This is a genomic window from Advenella mandrilli, from assembly GCF_016595155.1.
Taxonomy (GTDB): Bacteria; Pseudomonadota; Gammaproteobacteria; order Burkholderiales; family Burkholderiaceae_B; genus Advenella; species Advenella mandrilli.
The window spans coordinates 88,298-112,135 of record NZ_JAENGP010000004.1 but is presented as its reverse complement, the minus strand read 5'-3'; the positions used below and the strand labels follow the sequence as shown (position 1 = coordinate 112,135).

Genomic DNA, 23,838 nt, shown 5'->3' with positions numbered 1-23,838 from the left:
AAATGCAAAACACGAACATTTATCTCAAGCAGGGCGGCAGCGAATTGGTCGTTGGTGCAGGCGGGAAGATTGTTGTTGAGGCAGGCGGCGACATTGAGGGCATTGCTGATATCAGCGCGGTTAACTGGGGCAACCTCCCGAGCAAACCAGCCGTTATCGCTTCCGGTGCTGACAAAGCAGCCGCACGTACCGCCATTGATGCGGCTGTCGATACGCACGATCACGCGGTGATTGAGGATACCGATTCCGGCCTCGCCGCTGCGGCTGATTTGCAGTCGCTTGCCGTCGCCCTTTCCACGCGCATCAAGGCGCTTGAAGATGCTGCAACAGGAGGCTGATCATGATGAAATTCATCAAGCCATTTAAAGGCTGCAAGCAGGGCGATCTTTACCCGACACAGTTTGTCGAGGGCGATGAATGCCCTGATGAATTGCTGGATGCTGCCAAGGAAGTTGGCGCTGTTGATGTTAAGCCAGCACCGCGCAAGGCAAAAGAAAATGCCACTGATAACGATTGATGAGGCGTTGGCGCATTGCCGGCTGGAGGCGGATTATCCAGCCGAACAAATGCTGGCTTATATACACGCAGCCGAAAGCAGTGTGATTGCCTACTTGAACCGGGCGGTATTCGAAGATCAAGCAGCGCTGGATGCAGCACAGGCAGAGATTCCAGGCAAAGTTGGCGCCGCCTATGATGCCTACAATGCCTCATTACAGACAGCTATGTCTATGAGCAATGCCGGGCAAAGGGAAATCATGGTTCAAATGGCCGAATCAAAATATCTGGAGGCCAGAATTTCAGCATATCGGGTCATAAATGGAATTGTTATTAATGGCTCTATTTATGCCGCCATGCTGTTGACACTTGGAAATTTATTCCAAAACAGGGAGTCCGATGTGGTTGGGGTGTCCGTTGCAAGGCTGCCAACTGGCGTTCCTGAGCTACTGAACAGTTTTCGAGTGGTGCAGATGCCATGAGAGCCGGACGATTAAATGCCCGCATTGAGATTCAGGAAGAAGTCATTACTGATGATGGAATGGGCGGCGGCTCAAAAAACTGGCGGACCATTTATTCATGCTGGGCAGAATGGAGGCACGGATCTATGAATGAAAGACTTCAGGCCATGCAATTGCAGTCAAGCATCATGCATCGTGTGTTTATTTACTGCCATCACAAAGTTACTGCAAAAAACTCAATCCTGTATAACGGCAATCGTTACCAAATCAGGGCGGTTGTCGATGTTAATAACCGACATGAGCGGCTTGAACTGCTTGTTGAGGAAGGTGTCGCGGCATGAGTGGGCCACGAGCAAAGATAGTTGGTGTTGAAAAGCTTCAGCGAAACTTACGCAAGTTCGGCTTGAACATGGATGACGAAATCAAAGACTCTGTCAAGATCACGGCAGAAGAAGTCAAAACAGCCGCAATTAAATCAATCAGCCGGAACTCGCGCGGGGCAAAATCTGGTGGCAGATGGACGTCAGCGCCAGGCAAGCCACCAAACTCGGATTCCGGTGACTTGGTGCGCAGCATGAGGACAGATTTAAAAGGCTTGTCCGGATTCGTTGGATCCGATCTTTTATATTCTATCTTTCTTGAATACGGCACGGTCAATATGAAAGCCAGGCCGTTTTTGAGAAAGTCTCTGCGCGGGAGAAGGTCGGCTTGGAATAAGCGGCTCAAAGAAATATCAAAGAAAGCAGCATCAAAGGTGGGCAAATGACAGAAATTCAGCATGCTATTTTTTCTGCACTAACCGCGCTGCAGGTTGCCGTCTATGATGATGTTCCGCAAGGCGCGTCGTTTCCGTATGTGATCATTGGAGAGGATGATTCAGTCCCTTTTGATACAGACGACAGTACCGGATTTGATACAGAACTGACAATCCACATCTGGTCCAGGTATTCCGGCATGAAAGAAGTCAAGGACATCATGAGCGACATCTATTCGATCCTTAATCGGCGCGAGTTGTCGGCTTCAGGCGCTCATGTGATTGATTGCATCTTTCAATATCAAGACGTCCTGCTTGACCCAGATGGCATAACAAGGCACGGAATTATACGATTCCGGCTGACAACAGAAAACATTTAACGGCCCATTACGGGTCATTTTTAATGGAGTAGCGATATGACAGCTATGGTAGGCCGCAAGGTCACGTTTACACCTACAGCAGGCGGCACAGCAATCATGGGCATGAAGACAAAGACCATGACCATGAATAACGAGCCGATCGACATCACCAGCGACGACGACGACGGATGGACCACATTCCTGGGCACTGATCCAGCAGTGCGATCCATGGAAATGTCGGTTGAGGGTGTTGCTAAAGACGACACGCTTATTAAGCTTGCCCTTGGTGCGGGTGGCGCATTGGTTTCTGATTATGAACTGAACTTCCCGGGCTGGGGTAAAGTTTCTGGCGATTTTCATATTGGCAGCGTTGAGCTGGGCGCCCCACATAACGAAGCCGTCACGTTCAGTGCCACGATTACATCTAGTGGCGAGCTTACTTATACACCGGAGACACCATAATGGCCGCAGTTTTTAAAGAAATTACTATCACATGGGAGGGCGTTGATTATTCGATCACACCCACCATGCGGCTGCTTAACAAAGTTGAGCAGCATGTTTCCCTGTCCGCCCTGGCAAACAGCCTGGCCACAGGCCAGCCAAAAATGACACACGTAGCGGCGGCTGTGGCTATCTTCCTGCAATCCAAAGGAGTGGATGTTACCGATGAGGATGTTTACGTTGCGCTGTGTAATTTGGATATCACAATGGTTCGCCAAATGAGCGAAGCAATCATCACTGCCGCATTCCCCTCTCAGTCAAGCGAAGGTGAGCAGGGAAAGGAGCTGGACCAGAAAACTACGAAGAAGCCCCGGAAGTAGACTGGTCTGCATTTTATGGCTTGGCTGTCGGGCAGTGGGGCATACAGCCGGGTCATTTTTGGGAGATGACACCACAGGAGTGGTGGATCATCCATAAACAGAAAAGGCCCAAAGAAGAAAGGTCAATCAGTCTTTCAGAAGCTGAGCTGGACGAATTGTACGACTTAATTCAATAACGGCCTTCGGGCCTTTTTTTATGAGTGAATAAATGGCAACAGGCACAGAAATTGGCGCTTTATTCGTACGAATTGGCGCAGACACAAAAGACCTGAAGAAGGGCGTCAATTCCATTGCTACCGACGTCAACAAGGCTGTCACGTCTGTGGCTAGGCTTGGCCAGGCGTTTGCTGCATCCCTGGCGGTGCGTGAGATTTACAAATACACCGAAGCATGGACCGGGCTACAGAATAGACTAAAGCTTGTCACTGACAGCACTCAGCAGCTCAGGTCGTCCACGCAAGATGTATTTAATGTTGCTCAACGCACCGGCCAAGCCATTAGCACTGTTGCAGAGGTTTACCAACGCTTTGCTCAAAACGCCGCTGCATTAGGCGTGAATCTGTACGAAGTATCCAATATCACGGAGACCGTTACCCAAGCAGTCGCCTTGTCCGGCGCTTCTGCTGCAGCATCTGAAGCCGCCCTCACTCAGTTCGGTCAAGCATTGGCGGCAGGCGCGCTGCGAGGTGAGGAACTTAACTCAGTGATGGAACAAACGCCGGCGCTTGCCGCTGCTATTGCTGAAGGCCTTGGCGTCCCTATTGGCGCGCTCAAAGGGATGGCGGCTGAAGGGGAGATAACCAGCCAGCGGCTGATTGAAGCATTGCAAAAAGTGGCCCCATCAGTCGCGGAGGATTTTGCAAAAATTGATCAACCAATAAGCGCTGCCTTCACCCGTGTCGGGAACTCACTAACAAGGCTTGTGGGCGAATTTGACTCCGCTTTTGGTGCCAGCGGGTCTGTTGCCGGGGCAGTCAATAATTTATCAAGCTGGATTGACGATATAGCTGATTCAGTGGATGGCGTGGTTTCTGATTTCAAATTTCTCAGAGATGAAATTAGCTCGCTAATGGAAAACATCAAAAGTTTTTTTACTGGTGTTTTCGGTGAAATTGAAAGCAAGACCCAGGAGATGGCTGATAACGCTTACGACAGCATTGCAGAATATGTTGTTGAGTCAGCCCAAGAGCTGCAAAAACTACTTAATACGTTTGTTGGCTTTGCGGCGGCCGTACAGAGCGTTTTCACTACCATGAATGATAATTTAGTCATTCTCTTTAAAAATGCTTTCAATGCAATTTCCGGCCTTGCGTCCGACATGGTCGGCAAGATCGTGAGTGGCATCAATGCAATCAGCAGTATTGCAGGCATCCCGGCCATTGAATTTGGCGGCTTCGGTGGTGGCCAAATGGAAAGCATTCAATCCATCACTGCGAACATGGAAGCGGCTTACTGGGCGGCCAGCAAGTATTTTGATTTTGCTGACAAGATGCAGGGTCGTTTTGATATGCATAGGGGCCTGACTGCATCTGAAAATGCATTTGATTACGACCTTCAATCCGGATCGGCTGTAACCACTCTCGACACAATAACGGCAGATGGCAGCAAAAACAAAAAAGGCAGCAAAGGCGGGAGAGACGGCGAGGATAAGGAAGCCCGTGAATACCAGCGTAGGTTGAATCAATATCAGAAATTCCTGGATGATCGAATGGGGCGCGAAGAAACCGATTACGAGCGCCGCAATCAGTTGCTAATGGAGCAATTCGAGGCTGGAATGCTGCAAGACGAGGAATTTGGTCTTGCCAAGCTTGAAGCCATGGCTGCCCATGAAGATATGATGACTCAGCTTATTAACGATAAGTACCTGGCTCGTATCGAGCAACTTGCAGCATTGAGAGAGGGAGGCAAGATATCCGATGAGGAATACAAGATGATGATGCTTGAAGCTGAGGCGGCCTATCAAGATGCACTGACAGAAGAGGAGCGAAGGGGCATCGATGAGCGCAAAAAACTGCAAGATGCTGCCGCAGCGCACCGAGAGCGAGTAGAAGAGGGGCTGACAAATTCAATTATTGGGCTGCTTCAAAAACTGGGGCAGAAGTCAAAAGCGGCTGCAATAGCAGCAATTGCTCTACAAAAAATGCAGGCCTTGGCTCAAATCAAAGTTACAACCGCGACAGTGGGCATGCTGGCATTTGCATCTCAACTAATTCCCGGAGATCCAACGTCTTTGGCTCGTGCCGCCGCAGCTAAGGCAGCAGTAACCGCCATGGGCGCGGTGCAGGCCGGCATTGTTGTTGCGTCCGGACTGATGGAAGCCGCCAGTGTAGGATCATCCAGTGGGGGCAGTAGCAGCGGATCAAGCGGCTATAGGTCATCAGGCTCTTACGGATCATCAAACTCGGCGGCCTCAGAAGTAGCGGCAGAGGCACCAAAAACCAACACCATCGTAACGATTAATATGACTGGCGAAACATACAGTAAAAAACAAGTCCGCGAATTGATCGAACATATTAACGACGCGGTTTCCGACGGCGCAACATTGAGGCTTGCATGATTTATTTTGATAGTCATATCACCGACAAACGGCCAAAGATTGGATGGCAGAATCTATCAGAATCAGCATCCGCCAGCACGTCCGTGCCTGGCTTTCCTGCTTCAGCCGTACTTAACCCGATGACATACGAGCGATGGATGCCAGCAGTCGCACCAGCAAATATTGATATTGACCTTGGCTCGATTCAGTCTGTTGGTTATGTGGGCATTGCAGCACACACATTAATCGGAGCAGCTGTCGTTATCAGTCATAGCGATGATGGCACGACATGGTCCGAGGTAACAGCGATCATTCCTGTTGATAATAGTCCGATTATGTATGTATTCGAGGCGATTAGCGCCAGATATTGGCGCTTTGGGATCGGCAAGGTTGCTGAAATCGGGGTGATTTACATCGGCAATATTTTAACAATGCAGCGCAAGCTATACGGCGGCCACTCTCCTGGTTTGCTTGCAAGGCAAACGGATATCTTGCCAAACATATCTCAAACCGGGCAGTTTTTAGGTAGATCAATCTCAAGAAAAGGCTACGCAACCACTTATCAATTTAGGAATCTTGAAGCCCAGTGGGTGCGCGATGAATTAGACCCCTTCGTTGAGTCCGCCTTGTCGCGGCCATTTTTCATTGCCTGGAAGCCAGAACGGTTTCCAAAGGAGGTGCTGTACGGCTGGTGCAACTCAGATATTACTCCGGTAAATCAAGGCCAGCGTGATCTTATGTCCGTCTCATTCCAGATCGAGGCCATCGCATGAGAGAACCGGTAACCTTCGTTGAGATTGACCAAGACTTCTGTGCTCACTCGTTCGGGGTATCGCCTTGCGCGGCTGCTCTGGGGCCGCAGGGGAAGTGCTTCAATACCCTGAAAACCTGCCAGGACGAAGTCAATTTCAACCCAGAGCCACTTACATTAACATTTTCTTTGAAAGGACAAGCAAACACGCCGGGCATCTACGCAATACCGTCTGTTATGTCGGTATCCACGGCGCCAACTGTCATAAACCCCGGTGGCGGCAGCAGGCAGTCCGGCCCGTTGGGAATGAGAGCGTCTTTAACTGTTTCATTTGAAGATGCTCCGCATTCAGATAATTTAGTTGATAAATACGCTGGCACGCGTGGTTATGATGCCTTGAATCGCGGGACGTTTTGGGGCAAATGGTTGGCCAGAGCCCCGTACTATAACAATCGAATTATTCGAGTCCGTGATGGCTATGCCGGACAGCCACTAGCAGAGATGACGACAAGAACGTACATCATTGACAAGATCACCGGGCCAGATCGAGGGAAGGTCACCGTCACGGCAAAAGACATGCTCAAACTTGCCGATGACGATAAATCACAAGCGCCCAAGCCCAGCAATGGCGAGTTGATTATTGATTACACGGCAGAAGACCCGATTACTGAATTGCGCGTGACTGGCGCTGATGCCGGCGAATACCCGGCCCCTGGTGTTGTCCGGGTCGGGCGTGAGTTGATGTCATACACCGGCGTGACAACAGTCAGCGAAACAGAAATTGAATTGACCGGCATTTCGCGGGCAGTGATGGGCTCTGAGCAGAAGCAGCACAAACTGAAGGATAGGGTTCAGTTGTGCTTGCAATATGATGGAATACGAGTAGATGAAATCATCTATGACTTGCTGACAGAATACGGATCTGTGGATCCAGATTGGATTGACTATGATGCCTGGCAAGCTGAAGCGGGGTTATGGTTACAACAATACACGTTCACTGGGATTATCACCGAGCCCACTGGCGTGACCAGTTTGATTTCTGAGCTTGCTGAGCAGTCACTAACCCACGTCTGGTGGGATGAGCGACAGCAGAAAATCCTTTTGGAAACAATCAAGCCGCCGATTTACGAAGATGTGCCGCGTATCAACGACAGCAAAAACATCATCTCTGACAGCGTGAAAATCAAGGTTGAGCCTAAGGCCCGCGTCAGTCAAGTCTGGGTGTTTTTCGGGCAAATCGACCCGACTGAAAAAATTACAAACGAAGAGAACTTCGCGCGCCTGCGCGTTCGGGCGGACTTGGAGGCAGAAAGCGACCAGCAGTATGGCGACTCGAATATCCGAAAGATTTACAGTCGGTGGATTGAAACTGAGGCCCAGGCCATCAATATTACAACCCGTTTATTAAACAGATTCAGAGACATGCCGAAGTACGTAACGCTAGAACTAGATTCTAAAGACCGTCATTTCTGGACGGGCGATATTGTCGATATGACACACATTGCGATTGTTGATTTCACTGGCGAGCCACAGGAGACGAGGTATCAGATTATCAGTGCTGAAGAAGTTGAGCCTGGGCATAAAACAGAGTATGTGCTTGAAAAATATGAATACGAAATCGGGCTGCTTTTCGGGCGCTGGATGGCAAACAATGCGCCGGATTACGACGGAGCAACGGAAGAGCAGCGCTTCTTGGGCATGTGGTGGGGCAATGTTAACGGAGAACAAGAAGATGGCAAGAAATATTTATGGAGTTAAGTAATGGCAACTTGGACAAATATACCAGATAGCGTTTTAGAGGTGGGCAAGCCAGCAAGAAGCGTAGATGCACTTGCTTTGCGGGACAATCCAAAAGCTATTGCTGAAGGCGATTCCGCAGCCCCACGCATACAAACAGCGTTGGCAAACGAAACTGTTTCTTATGCCGGGGATATTGTGGGGGCCTTTCTATCAGCGCCGGGCACTGATTTTGAGGTACGCTACGCCGGCCAAGACTCAGGCACTCGAATGATCCCGAATCATGCCGGAGAGGACCGCTCTATCTTGATGGCCAGCGGCGTTTTTCGTATCTACGCAACAATTGCCAGAGGCGGTGGTGGCGGTACAGGTGATTTCAGGATTCGTTTAAATGGCACTCAGATTTATGCACGTTACTCAGAAACGCTTCCGGTTGATACGGATGTCGAAATAAATACGAATTTTTCAGCAAGCAAAGGAGACTGGGTAACGTTAGAAGTCACTCGAAACGGCAGCCTTGGCGGTGATTTTTTTTGGTGGATAAAAAACGTATCAATTTGCAGTGGTAACGTTGCTAATTTAACGATGTGAGGGATTATGTTTGCGCATGTTGTAGACAAAAAAATCAAGTTTTTATCATCACGCCCGGCTTCTGGCGTCAAGCTGATTCCCATTGATGCTTCAGAAAAGCCAGAACACGACTCGCGCTATCAGTATCTGTACGAAAAAAATATTGACCAGTGGCGGGTTGAAGAAGAACGGGTTGTTGTGACTTACGATGTTATCACTCATGATTTTCAGTCCTTCAAGCTGAAAAAAATTGAAGAAATCCGGGCTGCGGCACAAAAGGCTGCCGATCAGTATATCGCCAGGTACCCGGACTTCGAGGTTGCGTCCTGGCCCACGCAGGTCGAAGAGGCCAAGCGGTTCATCGTGGATCATCAGACAGAAACCCCGTTCTGTGATGCTGCCAGTGCTGCCCGTGAAATTGATAAAGAAGATTTTATTCAGCGCGTCCTGAGTAACGCAGAAGCGTTTTCAGTGGCATCTGGAGAGATTGCAGGCAAGCGTCAAAGGTTGGAGACGAGGATCAATTCAATCAATCCCGATGACGTAGATGCAGTCAAAAAAATTGCTGAAATAACGTGGTAGAAAATATGATTACGAATATCGACACTCAAGAAATACACCAAGCCCTCACTTGGGGGCTTATTTAATGGAAACCTAAAATGACATTAAAAACAGTCACAGTCACCGGCCAGATCTACAATCCGGACGGGACCCCAGCCGCTGGCGTTGAGGGCTACGCAACACTAAACCGCCCCGAAACCGATAACGGCATTGTTATCCCAACATCAACGTTTATCAAAGCCGATGCTGACGGTAAATTTTCGATCCAGCTGTGGCCAAATGCGCGGGGATCAGGTCAGTCACAATACATCGTGAGAGCGTATACCCGCCGAGCTTCAGTGCTGAATCTGGTCATCGTGGTGCCTGATGTAGATGTGCCGGTAGTTATCACGGACATTGCTATTGCGCAGCCGTATCCACCGATTGACCAATCCTTGCAGGCTCTGCTGGATGTACAAGCAGCATCGGTCATTGCGCAGGCTGCGAAAGTGGACGCTGAAAGTTCTGCGGATGCTGCTTTTGCAAGTGAAGAAGCCGCAGCGTTGTCTGAGTCAAATGCCGGGCAATCAGCACAAACGGCAGGCACCAAAGCGCAAGAGGCCGGCGCGTCAGCTCAGTCCGCACTGGAATCAAAGAACGCGGCGGCGCTGTCCGAACAAAACGCTGGTGAAGCTAAAGATGATGCGGTGGTGGCAAAAGACAAAGCCGAAGCTTGGGCAGATAATCCGGTAGATGCCGAAGTTGAGGCAGGCCGATACTCAGCAAAGCATCATGCTATCAAAGCTGATCAGTCTGCATTGTCAGCGGCTCAAAGTAAAGCGGATTCAGAAACTGCAAAGGGTATTGCCGAAGAAAAAGCACTGGCCGCATCTGGGTCTGCAACAGCCGCAGGGCAAAGTGCCAGCAATGCCGCGGGAAGTGCACTTTCAGCCAATGAAGATCGCGCAGCAGCACAGCAATCGGCAGGCCAAGCCGACGGATCAGCAGACGATGCAGCAGCCAGCAAAACGAAAGCACAGCAGTGGGCAAGTAATCCTGAAAACGCGCCAGTTGAAGGGGGTCTTTATTCAGCATTGCACTATGCTAATAAAGCCAGTGCCTCTGCAACAACCGCAGGACAAAAAGCCGATGCAGCCGCCTTGAGTGAAAGCAATGCTAACGATTCAAAACTGGCCGCAAAACAGTCAGAAGATAACGCGAAAGCGTCGGAAGAAAATGCGGCTATTTCATTGCAAACCGCACAAGAAATTGCTATCGGCCTGTCTGCTTATGCCATCCCTGGACAGGTAGTTAAAACAACCCCGGGCGGTCAAGTCACATATCTATTCCGGCAGCCCGCGTACAACCTTGAAGATGTCGCCCCCGGTGGCGAATTAGGTACCGGCTTACACCCGGCTTTTTTATTCAATGGCACTCCTGCCCGTGAAATCTTCATCGGCGCATACCCAGGAGCAATGGTTAATGGTGAAATTGTCTGCCAGCCCGGCAGAGATCCACGCGTATCACGCACCTTCGACCAAAGCCGTGCAGAATGCCAAGCACTGGGTGCCGGCTGGGACATTATGAGCAACTGGGATTGGTCGGCCATTGCGCTTTGGTGCATGGCTAACGGTTTTCAACCTCGCGGCAACACGAATTACGGCAGAAGTCATGCAAACCGATGGGAAACCGGTACCCGTGTCGTTGATGCTGTTCCGGGCAGCAGCACAAACACAAACGGCCGAACGCTCACTGGCAGCGGGCCCGCAACCTGGTCACACAACAACACACCCAGCGGCATTCATGATCTTGCTGGCAATGTTGGAGAGTTTAATTCCGGATTAATTCTGGATAACAATATTTTCAAAATTGCACCGGATAACGGCATATATTTAGAATCTGAATTTATTGACACAGCCTACGCTGCAGCAGAAAACGGCACGTTTTCGACAAGACCATACACAGACCCGCCTCTCATTCTAAAGCGGGGCCTTGTCGTGCCGGCATCAGCCAGTCTGGCCCCTGTCGGTTATTTTTATAAAAATGCCGAAGGCTTACGCTTCGCGTCTCGCGGCGGCTCTTTCTTCAGCGGGCCGTTTGGTGGCGCGGGTGCTATGGACTTCCGCGACTCGCGCGCGAATGCGGGCACGGGCATCGGGTTTCGTCCTCGCTTTCGAGTAATTTAAGGAGCAATCATGGAAGATATTGAAATTACACCACAACAACCCCACGAAGAATGGGCCAGAGAAACAATCGAAAAGCGCAGGGCGCTGGCATACGCAGACCCGGAAACGGGGTCTGATCGGTATTTTCTCGAAGCCACGCGAATGAAAGAAATGGATTTACAGGGTTGGGAGGTGGTTAGGGATCAGGGCATTGCTCGCTATCTTGAGATTCAGTCTGAAAACCCTTATCCAGAAACCTGACCGCTTCGGCGGTTTTTTTTACGCCTATCGCCCCTTTACCGGGGCTTTTTTTATGGGGATCACAACATGCCACAAGACTGGTATGACACGGCAAGGCAGTTAATCCCGGGCGCGATCGGCAGCGCAGGCGCATTATTTTTTATCCGGGGCGGGTGGAAAAGAAAGGCCGGGCTGACGATATTGGGTAGTGTCGCGGCGTTTTATGGCGGCGCTTATGTATCCCAAACATGGGGCATTCCGGAAGGGCTGGCGGGTTTTATGATCGGTCTATTCTCGATGTCGATTGTCGATAAGAGCGTTGAAGAATGGTACTCGCTCAGCATCGGAAAATTGATATCTGATGTCGTTCGGTCACGCTTCGGAAAAAGGAGATATGACGATGAGTGAGTACGTGATGCTGACCTATATTGTGGTGCTTGTGTGCATCGTTGTTGGGGCATTTAATCGCACATTCGACGCATCTTTATTGCAGCGCATTGCTCTTTTTATTATCTCCATTTGGCTCTGCTGGAGGCTCTGGCTGGTCTGGGAGCATGGCTGGGCGCATCCGCACGAACCCATGATTTCATCGGCCCTGGCGTTATATGCCGTGGCCACAATCAAAAAAACGATCTGGTACAAACATCATGACAAAAAATGAATTTAAACGAGCCGCTGGCCTGACCGACGCATTTGTTGATAAATGGTACGAACCGGTTAAAACCGCAATGCAAGAATTTGCCATCGCCACCCCTTTGAGGCAGGCGCATTTTCTGGCGCAAGTCGGACATGAATCGGGCGGATTCCGAACGCTCGAAGAAAATTTTAACTACTCATCAGACAGACTGCTGTCTGTGTTTCCAAAATATTTTAATGCAGCGACAGCAAAGCAATACACACGTAACAAGCAGGCAATCGCAAACCGCGTTTACGCAAGTCGTATGGGTAATGGCCCAGAGTCATCTGGCGATGGCTGGAATTATCGTGGGTCCGGGTTAATACAAATCACAGGAAAAGATAATCACAGCGCTGTTGCCCGCGCCTTTGGTCTGGGAGTTGATGAATCAGCCGAACGACTGCGCACTGATCCGGCTTATGCGGCCGAGGCGGCAGCCTGGTGGTGGCAGGCGAACGGGCTTAACGAACTGGCAGATCAGGACTCACTTGCCCGTGTAACGCGCAGGGTCAACGGTGGCACAAACGGCATTAACGACCGTGGGGCAAGACTTGAGCGAGCAAAAGGAGCGCTGAATGTTAGATAGAAAAATACTGGGGATTGGAATTGCGGCGGCTCTTGTTGCGGGCTTCGGCTATGGCCAGTTGCAGTACGAGCGTGGGCACAGTACCGCACAAACCGCCTACAAACTCGAACTGGCCAAACTTAACGAGCAGGCCAGGGCAGCAGAAATTGCCGCACAAACAGAAATGGAGAAAGTCCGACATGATGCCAATGAACAAAAACAGATATCTGACGCTGCTATTGCCAGCGCTCATTCTTCTGCTGACCGGCTGCGCAGGACAATCACAGATCAGAAACGCCAGCTTGCAACTGCCCAAGCCACCGCCCGAGCTCATGCGTCCGCTGCCGCCTGCTGGGGCATACTCGATGAAAGCATCCGAGAATATGAAGCGGTGGCAAGAGACGCTGACGGGCTCGTTGAGCGGCTCAGAATAGGGCAGGGGTGGGCGCGGGTGATTGAATCAGCCGTAATTGAGCAATAAAAAACCCGCTCGAGGCGGGTTGATTTTTGGCTTATTGTTCCATTCCAATCAGTCTAGCTTGTCAGCAATCTCTTCGGCGGTTTCTCTGTAATAAACCATCAGCATCGACAAGTTTTTGTGTCCTATCATCTTAGCTAGATCAAGAATGTCCAGTTTCTTGGCCAGCCTGGTAATGGCGGTTGCCCGGCTGTCATGAAATGTAAATCCATCAAGCTCTGCGTTTTTCTTGGCCTTTCGAAACAGTGCGTCAAGTTGGGATGTTGTGACCTCAAAAACGGTTTCTTTATCGCCATTGACGGCGCGGAGCCGTTCAATAATAGCAAGTGCAGTGCTGGACAGCGGGACTTGCCTGACCCCAGCCCTTGTTTTTGATGTATTGACTTTTGCTACTCTGCCGTAAATATCATCCCACTGGAGCAGGCATATTTCTTGCGCTCTCATGGCGGTCTCAAGGGAAAAATGCAGGGCTGCACCAACTCTTTGAGTAACCGTCAAAAGAGAAGATTCTTCACTGTAGCCAGTGACATGATCTAGCATCTTGATTTCATCGTCATTAATAAGTCGGTCCCTGGGCGGGTTGCCTTGGGGTTTTTTTACTGTCGCCATGGGGTTTACATCAAGCCATTCCCATTCGCGAACTGCTGTATTGAATGCATTTGATATGATGGCCCATTCCCTGACGATGGATGACCCAGATAGCCCTGATGCGATCTTTCTATTTCGCCAATCGGATATATCAGATCTGCCGATCTTTCCAACAGTCATGTCAGAAAGATAATTTTCTTCTTCAGCCAGTATTTTCTTGATTCTGATTTCTTCCCATCGAGCGCCTTTTTTTGTTGGCGTGACTTCGTCAAGATATTTTTCCATCATATCTTTAAAAGTTTTGTGCTCAGCAGGCGCTTTTATTTCCAGTTCCTGCTTGGCTGCCCACTCGACACACTCGCGTTTTGTCGGAAAAGACGCTGACGAACGACTGCCTTTTATCGATACCTGGACACGATAGCCGTTCTTGACTTTTTGAATACTTGCCATGGGGAGTTCGCTGTGTAGATTATGGGGAGTTTTGCTTAACTTATTTGATAATATACACCAAATAAATTGCATCTACACACGTTAAACTGTTGATTTTGATAGTTATTGATTGAGTGCAATCAACAAGTTTAAGTTAAGTGGTGCGAGCGGAGAGACTCGAACTCTCACACCTTTCGGCGCTGGAACCTAAATCCAGTGCGTCTACCAATTCCGCCACGCTCGCAACAAAGAAGAAGTAATATAGTTCATGTTACCTCTTCTTGGCAAGATAAATAATTTCACAACGCTAAATTTATGCTTTTTGTAAATTTTATGTTGTGAAAAAATAACATTTTTCGTGTTTATTAATAAATAACAATGAAATTTTATTCCGAAGCTTATCGGATCGTTTTTTCTTGATCAAATAAGCACAACAGCATAACATATCTTTTACGACCCATAGATCAAGGAGAAACACAATGAGTGAGCATGTATATAAACAAATTGAATTGACTGGATCATCCAAAACATCTATTGAAGATGCGGTAAGTAACGCACTGGCCAAAGCCCATGAAACCATCCGGAATATTCAATGGTTTACCGTAACAGAAACACGTGGACATGTGGTAGAGGGCAAGGTTGCCTATTGGCAGGTATCCATTAAAGTGGGCTTTACGCTTGATTGATGGACACCAACCTATCGGCTTAAGCAGATTGCATCATTGCCAGGCTGATTTAATAAACTAAAACCAAGGGGACTACGTCTGGCGTGATACCAGACATAGTCCCCTGGTAAACAGTAAGCCAACTAATTGATAACGCGTCATTTAAGCCAATACTTTCTTAGTTCACTTTTTTTCTTAGTGCACTATTTAGCTGGTCGATGACTTCAGCCCAATCGGCGTCTTCAATTTTTTCTTCTTTAAGAAAGGCCGCCTGCGATTCGTTCCAGAAAGGGGCATCCTCAAGAAAAATTTCAGGTGGAAGGGGAGAGTGTTGAACCAAAAAGTTTCGTATGCCAGCTTCATCGGACGGCAAGCCAAGCTGGGCAAATAACTCCGAAAAACGGTGGTATGACATTTCCATAGTTATCCTTTAAAAAGGTTGTTGTTCAACAACCTTTTTAATACCTTTTCTCGGGTTTGACAATACCTACAGTTTTTAAGACTTAACGGCAATTTTACTGGTATCGTAAAACTTCAATCCCACCAGGGCAATGGCCAGTGCGGCAATAATACCTGGAACGGCAAAAGCCATGAAATTCTGGTAGTGGGGCAGGCCTAGCTGCATTAATATTCCGCCCAGCATCGGGCCAACGATGGCGCCAATTCTTCCCACACCCGACGCCCAGCCCAGGCCGGTGGAACGGATATGCATGGGATAATATTGCGCAACATAGGTATAAAGCAGGATTTGTGATCCAATAGTGGCTGCACCGGCAATCATCACCAGAAAATACAGGAAATAGGTGTTACTGCGGAAACCAAGCAAGGTGATGGCGATAGCACCCAGAATAAAGAAGATGACCAGTACACTCTTCAAATTGAATTTATCGGACATTCGTCCTCCCAGGATGGCACCCACCATGCCGCCGATATTCATGGCAAACAGGAACATCAAACCCGATTTCAAAGGGTAGCCAGCCGTTTGCATCAGTTTAGGCAACCAGGAGCCAAGGGCATATACCATGAGCAGGCACATGAAAAAGCTGATCCAGAAAGCCACTGTGCTAATGGCCCGTTTTTCACTGAATAAGTCCAGAATAGGTATTTTCCTGGTAACCACGTCTTGCCTGACCAGCTCGTACTGATTGCTTGCAATGATTTGCGGGTCGATTTTTGCCAGAATAGCTTTAACCTGCGTGTCTTTATTGTCCCTTAGCAGGAAACCCAGCGATTCAGGCAGCATTTTCATGATCAGGGGCAGTAGGATCAGTGGAATGCAGCCCAGATAAAACATGATTTCCCATCCCCATGTTGGCACAATCCAAATCCCCAGACCGGCCGATAGCATGCCACCTATTGCGTAACCGCTAAACATCAGGGCAACCAGCGTACTGCGGATTTTTTTGGGCGCATACTCAGAAATAAGCGCAACCACATTAGGCATGACCCCACCAATGCCCAGGCCTGCAATGAATCGCATGACGGCAAATTGAGTGGGTGTTTGGGAAAAGCCGCAAAGAAATGTAAACAGGCTGAATAAGACAATACAGAGCAAGATCATTTTCTTGCGCCCGAACTTATCGGAGGCCGTACCCAATGTCATGGCCCCCACCATCATGCCAAACAGGGCAATACTCCCCAATGAGCCTGCCTCGATGGGTGTCAGCTGCCATTGATCCATCAGAATTGGCAGAACTACACCGTAAATGACCAGATCATAACCGTCAAAGATAATAATCAGGGTGCACCAGAACAATACATTCCAGTGAAATGACCTGAATTTTGCCTCGTCAATGACATGATTGATGTCAATTTTCCTCATTTTCCTTCCTCCTTGTTGATATAACTATTAATTTATTTTTAATGATGTCACTGCAAATTTTGTTATTTAATTGAGTTTTTTATTTAATTAAAAAGCGTTTCCAGGATTGAGGATCGCCTTGTTTTTATGATGATTTTTTTTCGGGTAAGGGGGTATTGCGGCTTATGATGAAAAATGCCAGCAGACCGATAACTATCCCCCAGAAAGCAGAGCCCAGTCCCCACATTGTCATGCCTGAAGCGGTGGCCAGAAAGGTAATTAGTGAGGCTTCCCTGTGCCGGGTGTCTTCAATAACGATGGACAGGTTGGTCGTAATGGCGCCAATCAAGGCCAGTCCGGCCAGAATGGTGATCAGCTCCTTGGGCAACGCCGTGAAAAGCATCACTATGGTGCCTGCAAAAAGCCCACCGACAAGATAAAAAATACCATTTGAAATACCGGCGATATACCTTTTTTTCTGATCTTCATGGGCATCCTTTCCGGTGCAGATAGCAGCCGTAATGGCAGCAAGGACAATGGTGATGCCACCGGTAAAGGCAACCAGCATAGAGGCCAGTGCGGTAATGACAATAATGGCTTTTGCCGGTACCCGGTAACCCGCCAGATTAAGGATAGTCATGCCCGGCAGGAATTGGCCGGTAAGACTGACCAGAGTAAGTGGAATCGTAAAACTTAAGAATGTCGCGAAATCAAAATCGGGGGCAGTCAACATTGGCATGGCCAGTTTGGGAGACAGCATGCTCAGGTTGGTCTTGTCCAGCAAAAAGGCAATGCTAAAACCAACAATGGCCACAATAACAATGTTGTAGCGGGGCAGGTAACGCCTGGACAGGATATAGGCCAGAATCATTCCCAGGGACAATAGGGGCGATAGGGCACTGGCTTCAAATGCCCGCAGGCCAAACTGCAATAAAATACCGGCAATCATGCCGGCGGCAATGCCCTGGGGGATCAGGCGAACCGCTTTATCAAAATAGCCCGTTATGCCAATGATGAACAGCAGAAAGGCCGAGCTCAGGTAAGCACCTACTACCTGGCTCATGGTGATTTCCGGAAAAAGGGAAATCAGCAGGACAGTGCCGGGGGCAGACCAGGCGGTTACCACAGGTACTTTAAGCCACCAGCTAAGAAAAATACCCGAGATGCCGGCACCAATAGATATGCCCCAGACCCAGGAAACCATCATGTCATTGGCAATATTGCCCATGGATGCTGCCTGGAAAAAAATGACCAGGGGGCCGGCATAGGAAATAAGCACGGCCAGGAATCCGGAAACGATAGCGGAAATTGACCAGTCAGTGTTTTTTTTGTTTAAGGGATATTCCTGCCCGTTATTTACGTTATCCAGTCTGCCGTTCATGATTGCTTACCCCATTCCCATGTCACCGCCGCCAACAGGCAGGATGGTGCCAGTGATATAGCTGGCTTCATCAGAGGCCAGAAATAAAATGGCATTGATCTGTTCCTGTATAGTGCCGTAGCGCTTCATCAGGCTGCTAGATACCGTCTGGTCAATAATTGCCTGATACCAGATTTTTTCCTGCTCCGATAACGGTTGGGGGTTGCGGGGTATTTGACGCGGTGGCGCTTCGGTGCCACCTGTGGCAATCGCGTTGATCCGGATGTTATTGTCGGCATGTTCCATTGCCAGGCTCATGGTCATGGCATTAACGCCGCCTTTGGAAGCTGCATAGGGGATGCGATGAATGCTGCGCGTGGCAATGGATGAAATATTGACAATAACACCGCTTTGCTGGCTGATCATGGTGGGCAGCACAGCCCGACAGCTCCATAGCGAGGGAAACAAAGAGCGGTTTACTTCCGCCATAATTTCGTCGGGTGTGTATTCCTGGTAGGGTTTGGCCCAGATGGTTCCCCCTACATTATGAATGGAAATGTCAATTTTTCCGTATATCTCAAGCGTACTGTTGGCCACACCCAGGGCGCCTTCCCAGGTTTCCAGATCAGCCAGCACCGCATGGGCTTGCCCATTATTGTCATTGATGCGTTTGGCAACGTCACGGACCAGCAGGTTACGGTCTGCCAGTATGACTTTGCCACCCTCGGCAGCAATGGCGGTGGCCACACCCTCGCCAATGCCCTGGGCGGCACCTGTCACAATAACGACTTTATTTTCAAAGCGTGCTTTTTGCTTCATGAATCAAGCCTCGCTGGGTGAAAATTTTTCATAATGGAAGCTTTTGGGTGCCAGGTTTTCCTGTTCCAGCCAGTTGCGTACGGCATCTACCATGGCAACCGGGCCGCATAAGTAAATATCAACATTGCCCTGGTGTAGCCATTCTTGCTCTATATGCTGCGTCACATAGCCTTTTCTGGGATGCTGGCTTTCTTCTGCCACGACGCAGGTCGTATAGTTGAACCAGTCGTGATTGGCAGAAAATGCATCCAGTTTTTCCTGGGCCACCAAGTCATAATCATTGGTAACGCCAAATACCAGGTTAATGGGGTAATGGCAGCCGGAAACCGCCAGACTGTCGAGCATGGACAGGAAAGGGGCGATGCCGGTGCCGCCAGCCAGAAACAGGGCAGGGCGGACAACCGGGCGTAAATAGAAGCTGCCGTAAGGTCCGGTAAAGGAAATAGGCTTGCCTGTTTCTGCCTGGGCGGTTAGGTAAGTGCTCATTTTTCCTTGTGGAACATTGCGCACGACAAAACTGCTTTGTTGATCCATCGGGGCGGAACTGAATGAATATGAGCGACTGAGGTCTGTGCCGGGGATATTCACGTTGACATATTGCCCTGGTAAATAAATAAGTTTTTCCGGATCTGGCAGACTAATGCTAAAGCCGATCGTTGACTCTGAAATCTGCTCGACTGAAGATAGAACGCCCTCGTATGTGGTTACGCCGGTTTTACAGGCTTCGGAAGAGGCATTGATCTTAATGACGCAATCAGAGGTGGGGCGCATCTGGCAGGTCAGTACAAACCCCTGTTCGGCCTCTTCTTCTGTCAAGGCATCTTCAATATAAAGCTCTGCCGGCATGTCATAGCTGCCTGATTCACAATGGCTGCGGCATGTGCCACATGCACCATCCCGGCAGTCAAGCGGAATGTTCAGCTTTTGCCGGTAAGCGGCATCTGCCACGGTTTCGCCGGATTGGCAGCTAATGAAGCGGGTTATACCATCCTCAAACTGCAATGCAATAGTATGATCCACACCGTTTCTCCTTGTTTTTTGTTTATGGTTAACGCTTTTTTATAATGGTTCAGGCCTGCATGTGAATGCAGGCTGCCAGGTATTAAATATGGTAAATATCAATCAGCTGGTTGATATAATCATTTTTCAGAACAATATATTTTTTGATGATTAGCGGTTCATCACTTGATACATCAAGGGTGTAGCGCGACATGCCAAAATAGCTGTAGCAGGTTTTATAGCGAAAGCTGAGGGTATGCCAGTTGAACCGGACCGTGACCTCATTGCCTTGCCGCGATTCTATTTCCAGATTGGAAATATTGTGGCTGGTACGGGTATCAGGCAAAGTGGCACTGGAACGTTCGGTTTTAATCCGGAAAATACGGTCTTCCAGCCCACCCCGGTCAGGGTAGTAAATCAGGGAAATTTCCTGCAGCGGATCTGTGGTGAGGGTATCGTTATCGTCCCAGGCCGGCATCCAGAATTCCGCATTTTTGTGATAGCAGTTTAACCAGTCATCCCATTGCGCATCATCAAGCAAACGGGCCTCTTTAAACAGGAATTGCTGGATTTCTTCATAAGAAACGGGGTTCATCAGTTGCCTCCCTCACTTTGTGACAGTGCTTTTTTCATGACTTCAGACCAGTATCTGTGCTGAATGGTGTACAAACCTTCATCTTCTGTTTTTAATCCGCTTAAAACGGGGTTAAGCCCCAGTGTTTTGGCGGCTTCGTCCGGGCCGTCAATCCAGTGCACGGAACCACGGCTCATATCATTCCATTCCATAGCAATGCCGTTGTAACCCGCCTGACAGGAACGGAATTCTTCCAGGTCATCGGGGGTTGCCATACCACTGGCATTGAAAAAGTCTTCGTATTGACGGATGCGGCGGGCACGTGCTTCTTTTTCTTCCCCTTTGGGGGCAATGCAGTAAATGGTAACTTCGGTTTTATCAACCGAGATGGGGCGTAATACCCGGATTTGCGAGCCAAACTGGTCCATCAGGTAAACGTTGGGATACAGGCATAAATTTCGTGAACGCTCTATCATCCATTTGGCTTTTTCATCGCCGAACTGGTTGATATATTGTTCTTTATTCTGGAAATTCGGGCGGTCTTCAGGGTTGGCCCATTGCGTCCATAACAGCATGTGGCCGTAATCAAAGGCATAAAAACCGCCACCCTGTTGCCCCCATTTGCCCGCACTCATGGCACGGATTTTATCTTCCTGGGCTTCTTTTTCCTTGCGCTGGTTGGTGGTTGCCGCATAGTTCCAGTGAACCGCAGTTACATGATAGCCGTCGGCTCCGTTCTCGGCCGTCAGCTTCCAGTTGCCTTCATAGGTATAGGTGGAAGAACCTTTCAGTACTTCCAGGCCATCAGGTGACTGGTCAACAATCATGTCAATGATTGTTGCGGCTTCCCCCAGAAATTCCTGCAAGGGGGGCACATCTTCGTTCAGGCTGCCAAACAGGAAGCCGCGATAGTTTTCAAAACGGGCCACTTTTTTCAGGTCGTGGGAACCTTCTTTGTTAAAGCATTCCGGATAACCGGCTTCAACCGGATCTTTTACCTTAAGCAGTTTGCCGCTGTTATTGAATGTCCAGCCATGAAACTGGCAGGTATAGGTTGCCTTGTTGCCGCGTTTGAACCGGCACAGTTGTGCGCCCCGGTGGGAGCAGGCATTAATAAAGGCGTTCAACTCACCTTGACGGTTGCGTGCAATGATAATGGGTTGGCGGCCCATGTGGGTGGTGTAGTAATCATTGACGGCGGGAATCTGGCTTTCATGGGCAAGGTAAATCCAGTTTCCCTCAAAAATGTGTTTCATCTCCAGTTCAAAAAACGCTTCGTTGGTGAAGATGCTTCTGTGAACACGATAATCGCCTTTTTCTTTATCTTCGATTAGCAAGCGATCAATATCAAGCTGAGGACTCAAGACGGCACTCATCTGTTTTCTCCTTTTTTGGCAACAGTTTGCCCGGCCTGCAGGCGCAAGCGGCAGGCAACGGGACTTAAATAATGAATTTTTTTATTTACGCAGCGGCACGGCGACGTTCAACAACAGAAGCGGGGGCTTGTTCAACGTCTGGCAGCAAACGAATATCAAAGACGATATTTTTGTAAGGGCGGTCAAGATTGTTTTCCTTGACTTTGGCCGGGTCTGTAATGTCTTTGACGGGAGGAACCAGGCCTTCACGGCTGGCAAAGGCAAAGTCATCCCACAGGTATTCATCACCATCAATATTGATTTGGGTGGTGAGTTTGCGATGTCCGGGGGCGGAAATGAAATAATGAATGTGTGCGGGGCGGTTTCCGTGTCTGCCCAGCATATCCAGCAGGGCCTGGGTGGTTCCTTCAGGTGGACAGGCATACCCTACAGGCATAATGCTTTGTGCCCTGTAGTGACCGTTGGCATCGGTATAAATGCTGCGACGCAAATTAAAGGCGGATTGTGATTTGTCAAAGTAAGAATAGCAGCCTTTGGTATTGGCATGCCAGATTTCAACTTTTGCATTCTGCAGTGGCTGGCCGTCGGCACCATAAACCGTACCTTCAAGAATTAACGGGTCGGCCAAATGGCTTTCACTGCCATCGTCCATACGGGTAAATCCTATACTTTCCGGTGCGCCGGCAACATATAATGGGCCTTCAATCGTTCTGGGGGTCCCGCCCGTCAGGCCAAGTTTAGCTTCGGCTTCATCAGAACGGATGTCAATGAAACGCTCAAGGCCCAGTCCGGCCGCCAGCAATCCCAATTCATTGGCTTTTCCGGCATCGGTCAGGTATTCAAGGCCTTGCCAGATTTCCGAAGGTTGCAAGTCAAGGTCTTCAATCGCCTTGAAAAGATCGCCCAACAAGCGGGTGACTACCGTCTGCACACGGTGGTTAACATCGCTTTCGGCTTTATCCTGGATGAAAGAGGTGACCAATAGGTCTATATCGGCGTGATTCATAATGTCTCCTTATGAATTAAATGTTTGTATTTAAAAGAATGTCTTTGATACAATTTGCGTGCTGATTTTTGCTTTTGTGTTGATAAGAATAGTCTTGATCGGAAGGTCTGTCTAAGACTGTTTCAGTATGTTTTTAATACTTTAAAGGTATAAAAGTGGAGATTAGACATTTACGTTATTTCATTGCGGTTGCAGAAGAAAAAAATTTCACGCGGGCTGCAGAAAAGCTGTTTATTGCCCAGCCCCCGTTAAGCCGGCAAATTCAGCAACTGGAAGAAGAGCTGGGGGTGCAGTTGTTTGAAAGAGGGGCACGGCCATTGAAAATGACAGTGGCGGGCGAGTTTTTCTACGAGCATGCAAAACAGCTGCTGGTTCAGATGAACGAGCTTAAATTGATGACCCAGCGAATGGGGCACGCACATGAAAGTTTAAGAGTGGCCTATGTGGCCTCAACCCTGTACGGTAAATTGCCCCAAATTATTAATATGTTCAGGCAGCGTTATGAAAGCATTAAGCTTGAACTGCATGAAATGACCACGATGGAGCAAGTCCATGCATTAAGGGCAGGGGAAATTGATATTGGTTTCGGGCGTTTGTATTTGCATGATGCCAATGTCCGGCGCATCATATTGCGTAAAGAACCGCTGGTATTGGCGGTGCCTGCCAATCATCATTTTGTTAATAAAGCAGGGCTTTCCCTGGCCGACATCATTAACGAGAAAATTATTTTGTATCCGCAAAAACCAAGGCCAAGTTTTGCCGATCAAGTGCTGGAGTGCTTTAAATTTGTTGGCTTGCAGCCGGCGCACCTGATTGAAACCAGGGAGCTGCATATTGCCCTGGGGCTTGTTGCCGCTGGTGAGGGGGTTGCGTTGGTGCCAACCGGCTTGGCGCTGACCCAGATAAGGGATGTGGTATTCATTCCCGTTATTGATGACCATGCGTTTTCTCCGATCATCATGAGTATCCGTACACTGGATAAATCTGAAAGCATCAGGAATATGCTGGATATCATTTATGATATTTATGACCAGGAGAAAATCACCTATACCCGCCGCAACATCTGAGGGAAG

30 protein-coding genes, 1 tRNA gene and 1 pseudogene are annotated in these 23,838 nt (G+C 49.0%); 22 read left to right on the top strand and 10 right to left on the bottom strand.

The window, feature by feature from the left end:
* Positions 1-2: 2 nt before the first annotated feature.
* The 20 genes and pseudogenes from JHL22_RS04990 (at position 3) to JHL22_RS04895 (ending at position 13,151) form a co-directional block, all read left to right on the top strand.
* Positions 3-338, top strand: coding sequence for a hypothetical protein (locus tag JHL22_RS04990; protein WP_200234571.1), 336 nt, complete (start codon positions 3-5; stop codon positions 336-338).
* A gap of 2 nt (positions 339-340) precedes the next feature.
* Positions 341-517: a hypothetical protein gene (locus JHL22_RS04985; RefSeq protein ID WP_200234569.1), complete on the top strand. Its 177-nt coding sequence runs from the start codon at positions 341-343 to the stop codon at positions 515-517.
* Positions 498-977 carry a head-tail connector protein gene (locus tag JHL22_RS04980; protein WP_200234567.1) on the top strand — a complete coding sequence of 160 codons (480 nt, stop codon included), beginning with the start codon at positions 498-500 and terminating at the stop codon, positions 975-977. The genes JHL22_RS04985 and JHL22_RS04980 overlap by 20 nt, the downstream gene beginning before the upstream one ends.
* Positions 974-1,297 (top strand): phage head closure protein, encoded by a 324-nt coding sequence (locus tag JHL22_RS04975; protein WP_200234565.1) that lies wholly within the window; start codon positions 974-976, stop codon positions 1,295-1,297. Before JHL22_RS04980 ends, JHL22_RS04975 begins: the two co-directional genes overlap by 4 nt.
* The gene (locus tag JHL22_RS04970) at positions 1,294-1,722 is read left to right on the top strand and encodes an HK97-gp10 family putative phage morphogenesis protein (RefSeq protein ID WP_200234563.1); all 429 of its coding nucleotides are present in this window, start codon (positions 1,294-1,296) and stop codon (positions 1,720-1,722) included. The genes JHL22_RS04975 and JHL22_RS04970 overlap by 4 nt, the downstream gene beginning before the upstream one ends.
* The gene (locus JHL22_RS04965; protein ID WP_200234561.1) at positions 1,719-2,090 is read left to right on the top strand and encodes a DUF3168 domain-containing protein; all 372 of its coding nucleotides are present in this window, start codon (positions 1,719-1,721) and stop codon (positions 2,088-2,090) included. The genes JHL22_RS04970 and JHL22_RS04965 overlap by 4 nt, the downstream gene beginning before the upstream one ends.
* 36 nt (positions 2,091-2,126) lie before the next feature.
* Entirely contained in the window at positions 2,127-2,531 is a 405-nt protein-coding gene (locus JHL22_RS04960; RefSeq protein ID WP_329610637.1) for a phage tail tube protein, read from the top strand.
* Positions 2,531-2,890: a hypothetical protein gene (locus JHL22_RS04955; RefSeq protein ID WP_200234557.1), complete on the top strand. Its 360-nt coding sequence runs from the start codon at positions 2,531-2,533 to the stop codon at positions 2,888-2,890. The genes JHL22_RS04960 and JHL22_RS04955 overlap by 1 nt, the downstream gene beginning before the upstream one ends.
* 11 nt (positions 2,891-2,901) lie before the next feature.
* Positions 2,902-3,066: pseudogene (locus tag JHL22_RS16185) on the top strand (phage tail assembly chaperone); the annotation flags it as partial.
* A 32-nt stretch (positions 3,067-3,098) separates the two neighbouring features.
* Positions 3,099-5,447: a tape measure protein gene (locus JHL22_RS04945; RefSeq protein ID WP_200234553.1), complete on the top strand. Its 2,349-nt coding sequence runs from the start codon at positions 3,099-3,101 to the stop codon at positions 5,445-5,447.
* Positions 5,444-6,199 (top strand): discoidin domain-containing protein, encoded by a 756-nt coding sequence (locus tag JHL22_RS04940; protein ID WP_200234551.1) that lies wholly within the window; start codon positions 5,444-5,446, stop codon positions 6,197-6,199. Before JHL22_RS04945 ends, JHL22_RS04940 begins: the two co-directional genes overlap by 4 nt.
* Positions 6,196-7,935: a hypothetical protein gene (locus tag JHL22_RS04935; RefSeq protein ID WP_200234549.1), complete on the top strand. Its 1,740-nt coding sequence runs from the start codon at positions 6,196-6,198 to the stop codon at positions 7,933-7,935. Before JHL22_RS04940 ends, JHL22_RS04935 begins: the two co-directional genes overlap by 4 nt.
* A gap of 3 nt (positions 7,936-7,938) precedes the next feature.
* Complete coding sequence (locus JHL22_RS04930; RefSeq protein ID WP_200234547.1) at positions 7,939-8,505, top strand: hypothetical protein; 567 nt, start codon at positions 7,939-7,941, stop codon at positions 8,503-8,505.
* 6 nt (positions 8,506-8,511) lie between these two features.
* Positions 8,512-9,066 (top strand): HI_1402-related protein, encoded by a 555-nt coding sequence (locus JHL22_RS04925; protein ID WP_200234546.1) that lies wholly within the window; start codon positions 8,512-8,514, stop codon positions 9,064-9,066.
* 77 nt (positions 9,067-9,143) lie between these two features.
* Positions 9,144-11,210: a hypothetical protein gene (locus JHL22_RS04920; RefSeq protein WP_200234544.1), complete on the top strand. Its 2,067-nt coding sequence runs from the start codon at positions 9,144-9,146 to the stop codon at positions 11,208-11,210.
* A 9-nt stretch (positions 11,211-11,219) separates the two neighbouring features.
* Positions 11,220-11,450 (top strand): hypothetical protein, encoded by a 231-nt coding sequence (locus tag JHL22_RS04915; RefSeq protein WP_200234542.1) that lies wholly within the window; start codon positions 11,220-11,222, stop codon positions 11,448-11,450.
* Between the two features lie 66 nt (positions 11,451-11,516).
* Positions 11,517-11,837 (top strand): hypothetical protein, encoded by a 321-nt coding sequence (locus JHL22_RS04910; protein ID WP_200234540.1) that lies wholly within the window; start codon positions 11,517-11,519, stop codon positions 11,835-11,837.
* Positions 11,830-12,090, top strand: a complete 261-nt coding sequence (locus JHL22_RS04905) for a hypothetical protein (RefSeq protein WP_200234538.1) — start codon at positions 11,830-11,832, stop codon at positions 12,088-12,090. The genes JHL22_RS04910 and JHL22_RS04905 overlap by 8 nt, the downstream gene beginning before the upstream one ends.
* Positions 12,077-12,691 (top strand): glycoside hydrolase family 19 protein, encoded by a 615-nt coding sequence (locus tag JHL22_RS04900; RefSeq protein WP_200234536.1) that lies wholly within the window; start codon positions 12,077-12,079, stop codon positions 12,689-12,691. Before JHL22_RS04905 ends, JHL22_RS04900 begins: the two co-directional genes overlap by 14 nt.
* Complete coding sequence (locus tag JHL22_RS04895) at positions 12,681-13,151, top strand: hypothetical protein (RefSeq protein WP_200234534.1); 471 nt, start codon at positions 12,681-12,683, stop codon at positions 13,149-13,151. Before JHL22_RS04900 ends, JHL22_RS04895 begins: the two co-directional genes overlap by 11 nt.
* 48 nt (positions 13,152-13,199) lie before the next feature.
* Here JHL22_RS04895 and JHL22_RS04890 read toward each other — a convergent pair whose 3' ends face one another.
* Together JHL22_RS04890 and JHL22_RS04885 are read right to left on the bottom strand one after the other, a co-directional pair.
* Positions 13,200-14,186 carry a tyrosine-type recombinase/integrase gene (locus JHL22_RS04890; RefSeq protein ID WP_200234532.1) on the bottom strand — a complete coding sequence of 329 codons (987 nt, stop codon included), beginning with the start codon at positions 14,184-14,186 and terminating at the stop codon, positions 13,200-13,202.
* Between the two features lie 138 nt (positions 14,187-14,324).
* Positions 14,325-14,409: transfer RNA gene (locus tag JHL22_RS04885), tRNA-Leu, on the bottom strand.
* Between the two features lie 235 nt (positions 14,410-14,644).
* Between JHL22_RS04885 and JHL22_RS04880 the strand changes: the two genes are divergently transcribed.
* Positions 14,645-14,851, top strand: coding sequence for a dodecin (locus JHL22_RS04880; protein WP_200234530.1), 207 nt, complete (start codon positions 14,645-14,647; stop codon positions 14,849-14,851).
* 157 nt (positions 14,852-15,008) lie between these two features.
* On the opposite strand, the gene JHL22_RS04875 is transcribed toward JHL22_RS04880, so the two are convergent.
* The 8 genes from JHL22_RS04875 to catA form a co-directional block, all read right to left on the bottom strand.
* Entirely contained in the window at positions 15,009-15,251 is a 243-nt protein-coding gene (locus JHL22_RS04875) for a DUF2789 domain-containing protein (RefSeq protein ID WP_200234528.1), read from the bottom strand.
* Between the two features lie 75 nt (positions 15,252-15,326).
* Positions 15,327-16,652, bottom strand: a complete 1,326-nt coding sequence (locus JHL22_RS04870; RefSeq protein WP_200234526.1) for an MFS transporter — start codon at positions 16,650-16,652, stop codon at positions 15,327-15,329.
* A 124-nt stretch (positions 16,653-16,776) separates the two neighbouring features.
* Entirely contained in the window at positions 16,777-18,012 is a 1,236-nt protein-coding gene (locus tag JHL22_RS04865; protein WP_200234525.1) for a benzoate/H(+) symporter BenE family transporter, read from the bottom strand.
* 6 nt (positions 18,013-18,018) lie between these two features.
* Complete coding sequence (locus JHL22_RS04860) at positions 18,019-18,810, bottom strand: 1,6-dihydroxycyclohexa-2,4-diene-1-carboxylate dehydrogenase (protein WP_200234523.1); 792 nt, start codon at positions 18,808-18,810, stop codon at positions 18,019-18,021.
* 3 nt (positions 18,811-18,813) lie between these two features.
* Positions 18,814-19,830, bottom strand: coding sequence for a benzoate 1,2-dioxygenase electron transfer component BenC (gene benC, locus JHL22_RS04855; protein WP_200234521.1), 1,017 nt, complete (start codon positions 19,828-19,830; stop codon positions 18,814-18,816).
* A gap of 82 nt (positions 19,831-19,912) precedes the next feature.
* Complete coding sequence (benB, locus tag JHL22_RS04850) at positions 19,913-20,404, bottom strand: benzoate 1,2-dioxygenase small subunit (protein ID WP_200234519.1); 492 nt, start codon at positions 20,402-20,404, stop codon at positions 19,913-19,915.
* Complete coding sequence (benA, locus tag JHL22_RS04845; protein WP_200234517.1) at positions 20,404-21,759, bottom strand: benzoate 1,2-dioxygenase large subunit; 1,356 nt, start codon at positions 21,757-21,759, stop codon at positions 20,404-20,406. Before benA ends, benB begins: the two co-directional genes overlap by 1 nt.
* 85 nt (positions 21,760-21,844) lie before the next feature.
* Positions 21,845-22,765, bottom strand: coding sequence for a catechol 1,2-dioxygenase (gene catA / locus JHL22_RS04840; protein WP_200234515.1), 921 nt, complete (start codon positions 22,763-22,765; stop codon positions 21,845-21,847).
* A 155-nt stretch (positions 22,766-22,920) separates the two neighbouring features.
* Here catA and JHL22_RS04835 point away from each other — a divergent pair, with 155 nt between their 5' ends.
* Entirely contained in the window at positions 22,921-23,832 is a 912-nt protein-coding gene (locus JHL22_RS04835) for a LysR substrate-binding domain-containing protein (RefSeq protein ID WP_200234513.1), read from the top strand.
* Positions 23,833-23,838 lie beyond the last annotated feature (6 nt).